14 protein-coding genes are annotated in these 14,025 nt (G+C 63.7%); 5 read left to right on the top strand and 9 right to left on the bottom strand.

Annotated elements, in window-relative coordinates:
• Positions 1 to 41: 41 nt before the first annotated feature.
• The 6 genes from ACNPM8_RS10155 to ACNPM8_RS10180 all read right to left on the bottom strand — a co-directional run bounded on the left by ACNPM8_RS10155 (position 42) and on the right by ACNPM8_RS10180 (position 7,473).
• Positions 42 to 1,808 carry a DEAD/DEAH box helicase gene (locus ACNPM8_RS10155; protein ID WP_105658425.1) on the bottom strand — a complete coding sequence of 589 codons (1,767 nt, stop codon included), beginning with the start codon at positions 1,806 to 1,808 and terminating at the stop codon, positions 42 to 44.
• 55 nt (positions 1,809 to 1,863) lie between these two features.
• Positions 1,864 to 2,115: a DUF3039 domain-containing protein gene (locus tag ACNPM8_RS10160; RefSeq protein WP_105658424.1), complete on the bottom strand. Its 252-nt coding sequence runs from the start codon at positions 2,113 to 2,115 to the stop codon at positions 1,864 to 1,866.
• 301 nt (positions 2,116 to 2,416) lie between these two features.
• A complete protein-coding gene (locus ACNPM8_RS10165; RefSeq protein WP_105658423.1) occupies positions 2,417 to 3,982 on the bottom strand; it encodes a transporter in 1,566 nt (521 codons plus the stop codon).
• Positions 3,964 to 4,722 carry an ABC transporter ATP-binding protein gene (locus ACNPM8_RS10170; RefSeq protein ID WP_105658422.1) on the bottom strand — a complete coding sequence of 253 codons (759 nt, stop codon included), beginning with the start codon at positions 4,720 to 4,722 and terminating at the stop codon, positions 3,964 to 3,966. The genes ACNPM8_RS10165 and ACNPM8_RS10170 overlap by 19 nt, the downstream gene beginning before the upstream one ends.
• A gap of 139 nt (positions 4,723 to 4,861) precedes the next feature.
• Complete coding sequence (locus tag ACNPM8_RS10175) at positions 4,862 to 5,773, bottom strand: co-chaperone YbbN (protein WP_105662593.1); 912 nt, start codon at positions 5,771 to 5,773, stop codon at positions 4,862 to 4,864.
• A 5-nt stretch (positions 5,774 to 5,778) separates the two neighbouring features.
• Positions 5,779 to 7,473 (bottom strand): hypothetical protein, encoded by a 1,695-nt coding sequence (locus ACNPM8_RS10180; RefSeq protein ID WP_402697280.1) that lies wholly within the window; start codon positions 7,471 to 7,473, stop codon positions 5,779 to 5,781.
• Positions 7,474 to 7,634: 161 nt separating this feature from the next.
• Here ACNPM8_RS10180 and ACNPM8_RS10185 point away from each other — a divergent pair, with 161 nt between their 5' ends.
• Positions 7,635 to 9,002 (top strand): AI-2E family transporter, encoded by a 1,368-nt coding sequence (locus ACNPM8_RS10185; protein WP_105662591.1) that lies wholly within the window; start codon positions 7,635 to 7,637, stop codon positions 9,000 to 9,002.
• A 24-nt stretch (positions 9,003 to 9,026) separates the two neighbouring features.
• Here the strand turns inward: ACNPM8_RS10185 and ACNPM8_RS10190 are convergent, their stop codons facing one another.
• Complete coding sequence (locus tag ACNPM8_RS10190; RefSeq protein WP_402697277.1) at positions 9,027 to 9,398, bottom strand: hypothetical protein; 372 nt, start codon at positions 9,396 to 9,398, stop codon at positions 9,027 to 9,029.
• Positions 9,399 to 9,457: 59 nt separating this feature from the next.
• Here ACNPM8_RS10190 and nucS point away from each other — a divergent pair, with 59 nt between their 5' ends.
• From nucS to nagA, 3 genes are all read left to right on the top strand, one after another.
• A complete protein-coding gene (nucS, locus tag ACNPM8_RS10195; RefSeq protein WP_105662590.1) occupies positions 9,458 to 10,153 on the top strand; it encodes an endonuclease NucS in 696 nt (231 codons plus the stop codon).
• Between the two features lie 176 nt (positions 10,154 to 10,329).
• Positions 10,330 to 11,076: a DUF4126 domain-containing protein gene (locus ACNPM8_RS10200; RefSeq protein ID WP_448939785.1), complete on the top strand. Its 747-nt coding sequence runs from the start codon at positions 10,330 to 10,332 to the stop codon at positions 11,074 to 11,076.
• A 129-nt stretch (positions 11,077 to 11,205) separates the two neighbouring features.
• Entirely contained in the window at positions 11,206 to 12,414 is a 1,209-nt protein-coding gene (gene nagA / locus ACNPM8_RS10205) for an N-acetylglucosamine-6-phosphate deacetylase (protein WP_448939786.1), read from the top strand.
• A 23-nt stretch (positions 12,415 to 12,437) separates the two neighbouring features.
• Here the strand turns inward: nagA and ACNPM8_RS10210 are convergent, their stop codons facing one another.
• Positions 12,438 to 13,424 (bottom strand): NAD-dependent epimerase/dehydratase family protein, encoded by a 987-nt coding sequence (locus ACNPM8_RS10210; RefSeq protein WP_448939787.1) that lies wholly within the window; start codon positions 13,422 to 13,424, stop codon positions 12,438 to 12,440.
• Between ACNPM8_RS10210 and ACNPM8_RS10215 the strand changes: the two genes are divergently transcribed.
• Positions 13,423 to 13,560 carry a hypothetical protein gene (locus tag ACNPM8_RS10215; protein WP_181148912.1) on the top strand — a complete coding sequence of 46 codons (138 nt, stop codon included), beginning with the start codon at positions 13,423 to 13,425 and terminating at the stop codon, positions 13,558 to 13,560. The two genes, ACNPM8_RS10210 and ACNPM8_RS10215, sit on opposite strands and share 2 nt — an antisense overlap.
• 131 nt (positions 13,561 to 13,691) lie before the next feature.
• Here ACNPM8_RS10215 and ACNPM8_RS10220 read toward each other — a convergent pair.
• The coding region (locus ACNPM8_RS10220; RefSeq protein ID WP_448938257.1) for a DUF2550 domain-containing protein at positions 13,692 to 14,025 on the bottom strand (334 nt) is incomplete at its 5' end.

The following is a 14,025-nucleotide window of genomic DNA, read 5'->3' on the forward strand; positions in this document are numbered from 1 at the left end:
GAATTTTCCGGTCAGGGGAAAAGCCCGTTCTCTCGTGGAACCTATTTTCGCCCGACGAACCAGTCCTGCAGCTTGTCAATGCGCGCCTGCAGCTGGTCAGCAGTAGCCTGCGGCACGGCAGGCCCGCCGCAGACGCTGCGCAGCTTGTTGTGGATCTGCCCGTGCGGGGTGCCGGTGCGGGCGGCCCATGCCGAGACGTTCTTCGACAGCTTGGTGCGCAGCTCCATCATGCGGCGGTGGTCCGAGACCGGCTCGGGCTTGGTGCCGCCCTTGGAAATCTGCTTGTTCTGCTGCTTGCGCAGCAGCTCGGAAACCTGTTCGGTATCCAGCAGGCCCGGGATCCCCAGGAAGCCGAGTTCTTCTTCACTGCCGATGTCGGCGCCGGTACCGAATTCGCCGCCGTCGAAGAGCACGCGGTCAAAGGAGGCCTGCGAGTTCAGCGCCTCGAACTTGTTGCGCGTCAGCTCGTCGCTGGCCTTGTCTTCCTTGTTCGCCGCTTCCAGCAGCGAATCGTCCAGCCCGTCTTCGTCCTTGGAACCTTCACGGTCCAAGGCGTGGTCGCGTTCGACTTCCATCTCGTTGGCCAAGGCCATCAGGATCGGCACCGAGGGCAGGAAGACCGAAGCCACCTCGCCGCGCTTGCGGCTACGCACGAAGCGGCCGACCGCCTGGGCGAAGAACAACGGAGTGGAGGTGGACGTCGCATAAACGCCCACGCAGAGACGCGGAACGTCCACGCCTTCGGACACCATGCGCACCGCAACCATCCAGCGCGCGTCGGATTCGGAGAAATCGTCGATCTTCTGCGATGCCTTGGGGTCATCGGAAAGAATGGTGGTGACCTTCTCGCCACAGATCGCTTCGAGCTGGGCCGCGTAGCCGCGCGCGTCCTCGTGGTCCGTGGCGATGATCAGGCCGCCGGCGTCCTTCACGGTGCGGCGGACCTCCGAGAGCCGCCGGTCAGCGGCCTGCAGCACCGACGGGATCCAGTCGCCGTGCGGATCCAGCGCGGTACGCCAGGCATGGGCGGTGACATCCTTGGTGAAGCCTTCGCCGAGGTTTGCTTCCATCTCCTCGCCGCCGGAGGTACGCCAGCGCATATTGCCCGAATAGGCCATGAACAGCACCGGACGGACCACGTGGTCGGCCAGGGCGCTGCCGTAGCCGTAGGTGTAGTCCGCCTTGGAACGGCGAATGCCATCGCCCTCGTCCACATACTGCACGAAAGGAATCGGGGCCGCATCGGAACGGAATGGGGTACCGGTCAGGGCAAGCCGCCGGGTAGCCGGTTCGAATGCTTCACGAATGCCATCGCCCCAGGACAGGGCATCGCCGGCGTGGTGGACCTCATCCATGATCACCAGGGTGCGGGCATCTTCAGTTTTCGCGCGGTGCACCGCGGGCTTCAGCGAGACCTGGGCATAGGTCACCACCACGCCCATGTAGTGCGAGCCGTGCCGGCCGTCGGAGTTCTTGTAGTTCGGGTCCAGTGAGATGCCCACACGCGCCGCCGCATCCGCCCACTGCTTTTTCAGGTGGTCGGTGGGCGCGACAACGATCATGCGGTTGATCTTGCCCGAGTCGATCAGCACTTTGGCCAAGCGCAGCGCGAAGGTGGTCTTACCTGCGCCAGGGGTCGCCACCGCCATGAAGTCCTTGGGCTCCGTATCGAAGTACAGAGCCAAGGCCTCGGCCTGCCAGGCACGCAGCTTCGGCCCAGTTCCCCAAGCCGCACGTTCCGGATACGCTACCGGCAGCTTGTCTTCTAGTGGAAGCTTGTCGCCAAAATCAAAGAGTGTCTCGGTCATTTACCTTTTCCCGGCCGCGTGCATTGTGTGAAGTAGTGCTAGTTCATTCGCAGCACTACCCCATCATGGAGTCGTAGACTTCCTTGCACTCGGGGCATACCGGGAACTTCTGCGGATCTCGGCCTGGCGTCCAGACCTTGCCGCACAGAGCGATCACTGGGTCGCCGGTCATTGCCGACTCCATGATCTTTTCCTTCTGCACGTAGTGAGCAAAACGCTCATGATCTCCGGCCTCGACACTCTGGGTTGTCTCGGTACGTTCAATCGTGGCAGTGCCACCGCGGGTTTCTTCAGACTGTTCCACCATGCCTCCAAGTCTAATACGGATTGCCACTGCTGTCCGCGTGGCAAGCATGGGAGCTTGTCCACATTGACTTTGCCGCGCTGCACTAGGCCGCCCCATCGATTTCTTCCTCGCTGCAAGTCAACAACCATTTTTCAATGTTCTTGCGATGCGTTGCGGTGCCGTTGGAAGTCGATATTGCGCCAATTGGGCGCGACCCGATCAATATCCTGTGAACCTCCTTGCACCCAAGGCAGGCAAACGGCCGCCTAGCGGAAAACAGCGTCCCGCTAGACGGCCGGAGGCAGCAATTCGGCTGCTGCGCCTACTTATTGAGGATGACCGACTGCATCAGCTCAGGAGTGCGCTTTTCGTACCATTTGCCACCGAGGGCAATGCCGCCGAGCATCAGTCCGATACCCACGGCCAGGCCCGCGCCCAAGGTGATGAAGCCGAAGGACTGCGACTGCTTCACCCAGCCGATGATGTAGGGAATGAGTACCGGGATCAGCAGGAGGCCCATGGCAAGCATGATTCCCAGCTGGGTCAGCGCAATGCGCATGCCATTGCCCGGAGGGGTCTTCATCGGGTTATCACCCGGCAGCGGCACCGAATAGGTGTAGCGGGCCGAGGACACCGACGCGACGCCCAACGCGATGAGCAGCCCCGCCAGTGACAGGCCCAGGTCTCCCGGGATGCGCCACAGCGCACCGGAGATGAGGCCCGGTAAAATGGCTGCCGCCAGGACCGGAACGATGGCAATCAGGAAACAGGACAGCACTCGCCCTGCCCGATCAGCACGTCCGGAAATGCCGGTCAGCGCGTGCAGCGCAAAGGCGGTGTTGTCATAGGAAATGTCGGCCGAGATGGAGAAGCCCATCAAGATGCCGATCAACGGGCCCAGCAGGAACATCATCACGTAGCTGCCGGTCTGGTTGCCGGTGAACCAGAAGAGCAACGGCAGCATCGGCACAATGAGCACGCCAATGGCATAGCGCGGATCCTTGAACCAGTAGGTCAGTGCGCGGGCAGCCACGGCGCCCGTTGGCGTGGCCGGCATCAACTTGAAGAAGCCCAGCCCCTTGGCCGTGGCAGCGCGCTGCTCTGGCGGCGGGGTCACCGTGGCTTTGGCGGTAGCTCGAGCCAGCAGGAGGTACAGTCCGCCAAGGTAGAGCAAGCCCAGCGCCAGATGGATCGCCATCTGGCCGTAGTGCGCCGAGGCAAAAGCCCCGGGAATCGCGGCAAAGGCACCCAACGGGGTGTAGCCCAAGACCGAGGCAATCGGCTGGATCCAGTCGCTCATGCTCTGCGCGGCAGCCAATGCCGAGGTCACGATCGGCCCCAAGGCGATGAGCACCACGAACAGCAGCACGAAGGTCAATTCACGGAATCGGCGCTTGGCCCGCAGTGCGGTCGCCATGATCACCAGATACTGGCAAAGAAGAATCGCCATCACCGCGGTCGCCACCGCTGCCAGCAGGGCCAGCATGAGCGCGCCCGCATCGAAGCGCCACATCAGCGAGGCGCCGAGCAGGCCCGCAATGGTCAGCACCGCGGGAATCGAGATGAAGCCAGCCAGCACCAGCGCTGGCCCCAAGGTCTTTTCCGGAATCCCGAAGTGGACAAAGCGTGAAGGTTCCAGGGTGAGGTCAACACCGGTCAGCAGCGGCGGGATGATGGCCCAGCCCAGCACCACGGCCGAGCCGATCAGGGTGAAGATTTCGCTCTGGAAAGGAATATCGCCGGCGGTAAACCACATGGCCAAGGTCAGCATGGTGATCATGCCCAGTGCGTACAGGCCACCGATAATGACGCCGATGAGCTGGCCGACGGAGCGCTTGAAGCCGTTGGCGAGCAAGCGCAGTTTCAGGCTTAGGACGTGCGCAACCATGACAGCCCTTCATTATTGGCGCGGCCGCCCACCAGATCGACGAAGCGATCTTCCAGGCTCATGCCGCCGCGGACTTCATCCACGGTGCCCTGCGCCTTGAGCATGCCATCGGAAATGACCGCGACATGCGTGCACATGCGCTGGACGAGGTCCATCACATGCGAGGAAACGATGACGGTGCCGCCGAATTCAACGTAGTTATTCAGGATGTCGCGGATATTCGCCGCAGATACCGGGTCCACCGCCTCGAACGGCTCGTCCAGAACCAGCAGCTTTGGCGAGTGGATCATCGCGGTAGCCAAGGAAATCTTCTTGGTCATGCCGGCCGAGTAGTCCACCACCAGCTTGTCGCCGTCATCGAGCAAATCCATCACGCGCAGCAGGTCTTCGGTACGCTGGGCAACTTCTGCGCGTTCCATGCCGCGCAGCAATCCCGAGTAGGTCACCAGCTGGCGGCCGGTCAGCCGGTCAAACTGGCGCACGCCATCAGCCAGGACTCCCAACGTGGCCTTGGCCGCTTGCGGATCAGCCCAGATATCCACGCCGTTGACCAGCGCTTGGCCTGAATCCGGGCGCAGCAATCCAGTGGCCATGGAAAGCATGGTGGTCTTGCCGGCACCATTGGGTCCGACAAGACCGTAGAAGGAACCCGCAGGAACTTGCAGGCTGACGTTGTTCACGGCAATCTTGGCGCCGAATTGCTTGGCAAGACCCCGAATGTCCAGTGCGATCTGATTCATAGCTTAAGGCTAGCAATGCCCCTAGTCAGAACGCATCATCCTTTGGAGTTAAACCCAGGTCTAAGACAACCGCCGCGACCCAGGGAAAAACCCTGGGCCACGGCGGTTGAACTGCTTGGTCCAGTCCCTGGACGTCAGCCTAGAAGAGTACGCGTGCCAGTTTCTGCCGCGAGGCAGCCACGCGTGGATCGCTGTTGCCGATTACCGCATAGAGCTCAATCAGGCGACGGCGGACCCGCTCGCGGTCTTCATCAGCCAGGCGGGAGATCAGCGAAACCAGTCGGGCGAAGGCATCTTCGACATGCCCGCCCACCACGTCCAGATCTGCTACATCCAGCTGGGCTGCGATGTCTTCAGGGTTCTGCGCGGCTTGCTCGCGGGACTTGTTCAGATCCAGGTTGTGCGTACGCGAGAGCAGTCGAACCTGGTACACGCCGATCTGCGCGTCCTTGTCGTTCGGCTTCTCGTTCAACGCTTCCAGGTAGGCGGCCTCGGCGGCGGCGTAGTCCCCGGCATCGATGGCGTCCACGGCCTTCTGGTGCAGCGGCGGCAGCTCTGGTTCAGGTTCGCCGGCCTGCCCGGAGAATGCCGGGGCGGTACCGCTCATGCCCTGCTGGACTGCGAGCTGTTCAAGCTGTGCGAAAACCTGGACAATCTGCTGTTCCTCGGCAGGACCCTGGAACAGCGGCACCGGCTGGCCCTTGATCAGCGCCACCACCATCGGGATCTGCTGGGCCTGGAAGGCCTGGGCGATCTGCGGGTAGGTTTCCGCATCCACCAGGCCGAGGATGAATTTGCCGCCCTTGGCATCCACCAGCTTGCGCAGCGTCGCATCCAGGTCTGCCGAGACCTGCACGCGAGGCGAGCCGAGGGAAACGATGGCAGGTACCTGCTGGGACATGCCGACGAACTGCTGGAACGCAGCCTCATCCAGATTGGTGGTCCAGCTTGCCGGACCAGCCGGCATGCTGCCGGTAGCTTCCGGGCCTTGGCTGGCCAGGGCGGAGAGATCTACCGCACCGCGGGTTGAGGGAATGTTCTGATCAGTCATGGGGGTTAGTCAACTTCCTTCACATCGAGCAGGATCTGGCTTGCAGAGATCAGCTGGATCTTGTCCTTGGAACCGTCGGCTGGCAGGTAGAACATCACCGGTTCGGCGTAGGTGCTTTCCACGTCGCCGTTCGAGGAGCTGGATCCCAGCAGCTGTTCGGTCAGCTTGTCGGTGCTCTTGAGCGGGTCAGCGTCTTCGGTGCGCACGAAGAGCGCCTTGTTGTTCAGCTTGCCGGTAACAATCGCTCCGCCATCCGGGGTGGAAACCACCTTGGTGTCGCCCTTGGTGACCGTGCGGTTGTACTTGACGTCCGCCTCGTTGGCTTCCTTGGACTCATCCTTCTGGGCTGCGTGCACCGCCTTGATGAAGTCCGATTCGGCAAACTTGTCCTTGTCCTTGGCATTGCCATCGGTCAGCACTTTGCCCAGTGCTTCCAGGGCCTTCTCCGGGGTCATCTGCAGGCCCTCGGCGTTGGCAGCAAGCTGCTTGGTCGACGGGTCGCCAACGGCGATGCCCGGGAAGGTGGAGTTCGGCAGCATCTGGCCGGCGAAGACCACCTTGAAGTTATCGCGGGCGTTGGCCTGCACCAGGGTCAGCGCCTGCGGCAGGGTGTCGGCATCATTGTTCTTCGCGGTCACCACGGAGATTACGCGGGGGAACTTGGCTTCATTCGCATTCGGCACAGCGGCCGAGCGGATGACCTGGGTATTGAGCGCCAGCGGCTTGTCTACCTCGAACTTCTCCTTGAGCATGTCGTAGCGCTTATCGCGCAGGTACTTGAACGCACCGGCGGTGCGTGGTTCCAGGGCCTTGGCGTCGCTCTTCTCATCGGCCTTGGCTACCTGCTTCTGGGCATCAGCCAGAACGCGCTTGAGCTGCTCTTCGGTGATGACCGGGAAGCTGGATACTTCTCCAACCGAGGAAGAGGCGGACTCGGAGCCCTTGGCATCATCGGACGCCTTGGCGTCCTGCGACTTCTGCTCGGATTCCGAAGGCTTGGCGCTGGACTCGTCGCTTGGCGCCATGGGCAGAGAAACACCGGAGATCGCCAGGGCCACCACGGCCACGGCGGCGACCGAGTGCTGGGTGTTCGCCCCGCTCTTCGGCTTGCCCGGGCGCATGACCAGCAGGGCCAGTCCGAAGACCAGCAGCAGCGAGCCGGCAATGATCAGCGGCAGGGCAAATGGCATGGCGTCGTCGTTCGCGTAGGTTACCGAGATATCCACCGGAGCGGCATCCTTTCCGCCTGCGGCCAGCAGCAAGGACCAGTCGCCGGAATCCGGAGCGGTCCAGCGGTAGGTCATGGTCTGATCCGCGGTCTGCGAGTCGAAGAAGATGTCATCACCGGCGGGATTAGGCGCATCGGCCTTGCCCTTGGCGTGCTCGGCGATCATCTTGTGGTTTTCGGTGTCGATGCCGGTGACCGATACATGCGATGCATCGCCGATCCACGCCTCGACGTCATAGTCGCGGCCCAAGGAAGCAGTGAATTCACCCTTCGACTTGATCACCAGTTCCACCGGGTCCAGCTTGGGGTCGTTGACCGAGGATTCAATCAAGGTCAGCGGTGCCTCATCAGCTAGTTGCGGCATGCTCGCGGTCACCGTTTCGGGCGGGGCCCAAAAGGTCTTCTGTCCGATGCCGACTACCAGGGCCGCGGCCCCCAGCAGCATCGCGATCACGGAGATTACTTTTCGCACAAGTTCACCTATTCGCCTACGTCTCACAGCTGTTCTTTGACAAGTCTAACGAGTTGCGGCCGATCATGGTTCCGATCCTCGCCTGTGAACTGGCTCAACAACGCAACAGCACGGTGTCTTGAACCACTTAACAGTGGCCGATGCGCGATATGCTCTGACCCATGGAGCCTGATCAGCCGCACCCGCATCGCGATAAGCACGTACCCGAGCAGCGTTCCGACGCGTCGGATCGCTCTTCCGGGCCGGCAACCTCCGGCCCGGAATCCACAGCGCATTCCCAGCCTCATGAGGGCAATTCCCAACCGGAATCACCTGCGGCCGCCAGCGCGCAGGCCCGTTATCCGGGCGCTGCGCCGACGGGCGCTAATCCGTCCCGCGAGGGCTGGTCCAAGAAGATCGCCGAACGCGTGGGCAAGATGCTCAACACCCCGCAGCGCAGTGCGGCCCTGGGCGAGGAACCGGAGCATCCGCTGGATGGCTCGCCGGAACCGATTCCGGCGCTGCACCCTATTTCCATGGGCTTCTTGGGCACCATTGGCGTGGGCATCGCCCTGGGCGGCTACTACCTGCTGACCAACGTCGGTTCGCTGATGACCTGGATTGCCATTGCGCTGTTCATCGCCTTGGGCCTTGATCCGATTGTGCGCTTCATGATGCGCAAGGGAATGACCCGTCCGCTGGCCGTGGCCGCGACCATGGTCAGCTTGCTGGCGATCTTCGGCGGCTTCATGGCCTTGATCATCCCTACCCTGGTCAACCAGATCACCGCCTTCATCACGCGGGCGCCTGAAATCGTGGATGATTTCCTCAATAGCGATTGGGTCCGGGAAATCGACCGGCAATACGCGATTTCCCAGCGCATCACTACCGAGGTCGACCGTTTCTTTGGCGATTCGGGCGCGGTGACCAATGTGTTCGGCGGCGTCCTGGGCGTATCGCAGACCGTCGCCCAGTCCATGTTCGGCGTGCTGATCGTGCTGGTGCTGGCCATCTACTTCCTGGCTTCCCTGCCAGGGATGATGGGCTTCTCGCTGCGCCTGGCCCCGCGCTCCAAACGCGACCGCGTGGCCGAATTGACCGTGCGCATTACCCGCTCCGTGGGCAATTACGTGATGGGCCAAGCCACCGTGGCCATACTGAACTGCCTGGTGGCGCTGGTGCTGATGAGCATTCTGGGTGTTCCATTCACCGCGCTGCTCACCTTGCTGGTGGCGATGCTGGCCTTCATCCCATTGGTCGGCGGGGTGATCGCCGGCGTGCTGGTTACCTTGGTGACATTGTCACTGGGCTGGCAGACCGCCCTGATCTACGCGGTGTGCTACTTCGGCTACCTGCAAGTCGAGGCGTATTTCGTTTCGCCGCGCATCATGCGCCGTGCGGTGGCAGTGCCCGGCGCGGTCGCGGTGATCTCGGTGATTGCCGGCGGCACCTTGGCCGGGGTCACCGGTGCGCTCATGGCCATCCCGGTGGCAGCCAGCGCCATGATCCTGCTGCGCGAAGTCTTCATCGCCCGGCAGGACCGCCGCTAGCACCTGCCCCTCCAGGCAGCTGGCCTAGTAGCGGTAGGAACGGGTTTCCCAGCAGTGCGGATGCCAGTGGCGGCGCGCGTTGGCCGCGGCGTCATCGCCCGACCAGTGGTCCGCGCGCCAGGCAACAACATGGGCAACTCCAACTCCGATGGAACGGTGGCACCCCGGGCAGGAATAGGGCTTGTTGGCGTTCATCGGCGCAATCTTGCGCACATGCCATTGGCCGTCGGGGGCATCCTGGCGCAGCACCACGCCGAAGCGGGCACGCTGCATCCACTCTTCCTGGCCCGAACCGTAGCCCTGCTCTTCATCCCCGGAACCGTAGCCGGAGCCGGATTTCCGGCCTTGGGCGGGTCGGGAATTCTTGGAGCGGCGCGGGCGGTTGGAACGTGGCATGTCTTTAATCATGCCGTATCTCCCGGCACAAGTCGCAACCAGCTAGTAAAGTGTGTGGGGTGCGTTTAGTGGTAGCGAAGTGTTCAGTTGATTACGAGGGCCGTCTTCGAGCCCACCTTCCGTTGGCGACCCGCTTGATCATGGTCAAGGCCGACGGCTCGGTACTCATCCACTCGGACGGCGGCAGCTACAAGCCGCTGAATTGGATGAATCCGCCGTTGATCCTGCGTGAGGCAGATCCCGATGAGGACGCCGCTGCGTTGGGTGCCACCGCTACCTGGACCGTGTCCAGTGCGAAGACCGATGACAAGCTGACCATCCACTTCCATAGCTTCGAGCACGACTCGGCCCACATCCTGGGCACCGATCCGGGGCTGATCAAGGATGGCGTCGAAGCCGACCTGCAGCGCCTGCTGGCCGAGCAGATCGAGTTGCTCGGCGCTGGCCACCAGTTGGTCCGCCGTGAATACATGACCGCCATCGGTCCGGTGGATATCCTGGCCCGTGATGCCAAGGGCGCCACGGTTGCCGTAGAGCTCAAGCGCCGTGGCGATATCGACGGAGTGGAACAGCTGACCCGCTATCTGGAGCTTCTGAACCGCGATCCGCTGCTCAAGCCGGTTACCGGCATCTTCGCCGCCCAGCAGATCAAGCCGCAGGCCCGCACCTTGGCCGAAGACCGCGGCATCCGCTGCCTCACCTTGGATTACGACGCAATGCGCGGAGTCGACGACTCGGCAGGACGCCTCTTCTAGGGTTGCGGGTCCTCCCCGGGCTGCCTGGCCCTGGCGCATCCGCCTCCGGCCGGATGCTGCTGCCTGGCAGCCTTAGCTTGGCCCTGCAGAAAACTGCATCCCGACTGCTAGTCTGATCTCCTCTACCAAAAGCGCTCGGTGCCGCACGGCCCGGGCCGCCAGGCTCGGGAGGTCCATTGGATCCGCTGACAGCTTCGCTCATGGCCATTGGCAGCGGTTCCGCTGCGGGCCTGCGGCCGTATTTCACGGTATTGGCCCTGGGCATCGCGGGACTCGTGATCCCCGATACCGCACCTGACATGATCGCTTCTGCGGCACGGCAGATTCCTGAAAGCATCACCAATCCGTGGGTCCTGGCGATCTGTGCCGTACTTGCCATCGGCGAGGCCGGCCTGGATAAGATCCCTTTCCTCAATCTGTCCATGGAAACCATCTCGGTGTGGCTGCGACCTGTTTTCGGCGCCCTGGTTGGCATCGGCCTTGGCGCCAATTCGGGAGTCGAGGTTGCCGTCCTCACCGGACTGCTCGGTGCGGGCTCCGCGCTGTCGGTGAGCCTGGGCAAATCGTCGATGACCGCGGCGACCAATGCCGTGCCCGAACCCATCACCCAATGGGTGCGCAGCCTGGCAGAAGATCTTGGCGCGCTGGTTCTCGTCTTCGCAGCTGTGCTGGTTCCGGTACTGGCCGCCGCGCTCGGACTCGTTGCCATTGCCATCGGCTTCTTCCTCTACCGCATGTTCCGCCGGGTCTACCGGTCAATGAAGAACCGGGTCGGCAGCATCAGGCAGAACCGGGCCGCCGCGCACTCCGCGCGCGAAGCGCAGCTGGCCTCCGGCACGAAGACCAGTACGCTGCAGGCGCTGCAGGCCCTGGCCACCGGCAACGCGCCGGCTTCCGAAGATCCTGCGGGCAAGGGCAGCTAGCTCCTTGCCGTGGCCAGGCGCCCGGCGCGCTGGGGCTGCTGCGTTCCCGGTTCGCTAAATGCCAAGTCCGCTGAGAAAATAATCCGTCGAGTCGGTGACTGGACGCGTTCTCTCTTCTAAGCTGGGAACATGACTACGACGCGCTACGCCCTTCATGCCACCCTGATTTCCGATGGCCTCAAGGTCACCGATGGCGTGCTCGCCGTGGAAGGCGACCGCATCCGCTTTGCCGGCAACCGCGATGACTTCAACGCCCTGGCCGATGCTGCCGACTACCCGGTACGCGAGGTAGCCCCCGGCTCCATCATCATCCCGGGCCTGATCGACCTGCATTGCCATGGCGCCCGCGGCGCGGACTTCTCGGCACCGGATCATTCGAGCGTCACCGAAGCGGTGGAGTACCTGCACCGCTCGGGCACCACTACCCTGCTCGCGTCGCTGGTCACCGCAGAGCCCTCGTCCATGATCGAGGCCGCCGAGCTGCTCGCCGAGCTGGCGGAGGCCGGCCAGATTGCCGGCATCCATGCCGAAGGCCCGTTCCTCTCCGTAGACCGCTGCGGCGCCCAGGACCCGCGCTTCCTGCAGGATCCGGATCCGGAATTCGTCAGCGAGCTGGTGGCTGCCAGCCGCGGCCAGCTGCGCACCATGACCTACGCTCCGGAATTGGCCGGCAGCGAGGAACTCGTTGAGCAGCTGGTCTCCCACGGCGTGGTCCCGTCGCTGGGGCACACCGATGCCAGCGCCCAGATCACCGCGGATTCCCTGCGCTTTGCCCGCGAACAGCTGCGCAGCGCCGGGGTGGACGGCTTCACCGAACGCCCTACGGTCACCCACCTGTTCAACGGCATGCCTTCGCTGCACCACCGCGAACCCGGTCCGGTGGCCGCCTGCCTGGAAGAGGCGGTGAACCGCAATGCGTTCGTGGAGCTGATCGCCGACGGGGTGCACCTGTCCCCCGATACCGTGCGCCTGGTCTTCCGCTTGGTCGGTGCGGAGAACATCTTGCTGGTCAGCGATTCCATGGCGGCCACCGGCTTGGCCGATGGGCAGTACACCCTCGGCCCGCAGGATGTGAATGTGGCCCTGGGCCAGGCACGGCTGGCCAGCGACAATTCCCTGGCCGGCGGCACCTGCACGCTGCTGGAAATCGTGCAGCGCGCCGTGCAGGCCGGGGTCTCACTGGTCCAGGCGGTCAACTCGGCTACGTCCATCCCCGCCTCGCTGATCGGCCTGGCCGACGAAGTCGGTTCCCTGCACTACGGCTTCGCCGCCGATGCACTGATCCTGGATGCCAATCTGCAGCTGGTCCAGACGATCCGCAACGGGGAATACCTCTAGCCCACCGAAAATCCCGGACTGCGCTAGCCCTGCCGGATCCGCCCGAGCTGGCCGAGCAGCTCAAGCTCCTCGGCCCGGCCGAGGCCAGCACGCCGGGACCGGTCCAGTCCGCGAGCCCGTTCATCGGCCAGCACGTCGCCAAGCAAGTCCTCCAGGTCCCGCTCCGGGCCACCGGCCAAGGCGTACCGCTGGTTGCTGCGCTGGGCGAAGCCGTGGTCCTCCAGCGCAAGCCACAGCGGCAGCGAACGCGCCCCGGCCCAGTAATTGACCTGGCGTTCGCGCAGCCATGCGTCCTGGGCGGTGACCAGTTCCCCGCTGAATCCCGCAATCCGTGCGGCCGTACTGAGGAACTGGGCGAAGCCATGTGATGTTCCGGCCACGTTGAAGGTTCCGGTCAGCGAACGCGCGGTGGCGTCGATAATCCACGCGGCGGCATCGCGCACGTCGATGACCTGCACATGGCGGCCCGCGGTTGGCGGGATGAGGACCTGGCCGGCACCGGCCAAGGCCAAGCGCGAAACCCAGTAGGAAAAGCGGTCGCTGGGATCGCCAGGTCCGGTAATCAGCCCCGGACGGGCAATGAGCAGCCGGTCGGCAACCATCGCCGTGCTGGCCCGTTCGGCAAGGACCTTTGCATGCCCGTAATCGCCGGGATCGGACGGTTCATGCAGTTGCGCGTCTTCGCCGGCACCGGGCAGTTGCGCGCTGGCATACACCGAGATGGAAGAAACCAGGGTCCAGTGCCGCGCATTCGCGGCCAGGGCCGCCAGCGCTTCGTGCACCCATTGCAGCTCATAGGACAGCTCGATGACCGAGTCGAATCCGATGCCCTGCACGGCATCATAGGCCCCGGGCTGGCTCCGGTCGGCACGCACCAGCTGCGCGCCCTGGGCAACCTCGCCGGAATTGCCGCGCGCCAGGCAGGTGACTTCGTGGCCACTGCGGATCAGCTGCCGCGCCAGCTCGCGGCCGAGCCACGCGGTGCCGCCAAGGATCAAGGTTCGTTTCATGGGAACAGTCAACTACGTCCTGCGCCACGCGCCCAGGCATTTCGCACTCAGCGCAGTTCCTGCCGGCCGTTTCCGGATCGGTGGCTGCGGTGCCCGGGATCCGGAGGTGCTCCCCCAAGCCGCCACGCGCAGCTGAGCAGTGCGCCGAGCAGGCAGGCGATCCGCAGCGGCCCCCCCAGCCTGCCAACGCTGCCTGCCAGCATTGACTGGCCAGGGAACGCGAAAACCGCCGCTGCATCTGCAACGGCGGTTTTGCTTTATCAAGTTCTAGATCTGCCAGCTCCCGGCGATCGGCCCGGCTTCGAGCCAGGCCGAGAAGCCGGTGTAGTCGCGGTAGTCCATGGCCAGCAGCAGCTCATCACCGCTGCGCACCAGCATCACGATGATGAATCCTGGCGGGATCCGCGAGGTTTCCTCATCGGTGGGCTGGCGTGTCCCGGTGATATCCAGGCCACGGCGCTCGATCACGAAGCTCGGGACCGGGGAGACAGAGAAAAACCGCAACAGGTCCACATGCGCTCCGCCGTAGCGGCCGATGACCATCATCCATTTGCCCGAAGGCGCCAGGATGGATGCATCGAAGGTGCCCAGCGTGGGGGGG

It is taken from the genome of Glutamicibacter sp. AGC46 (genome assembly GCF_053543715.1).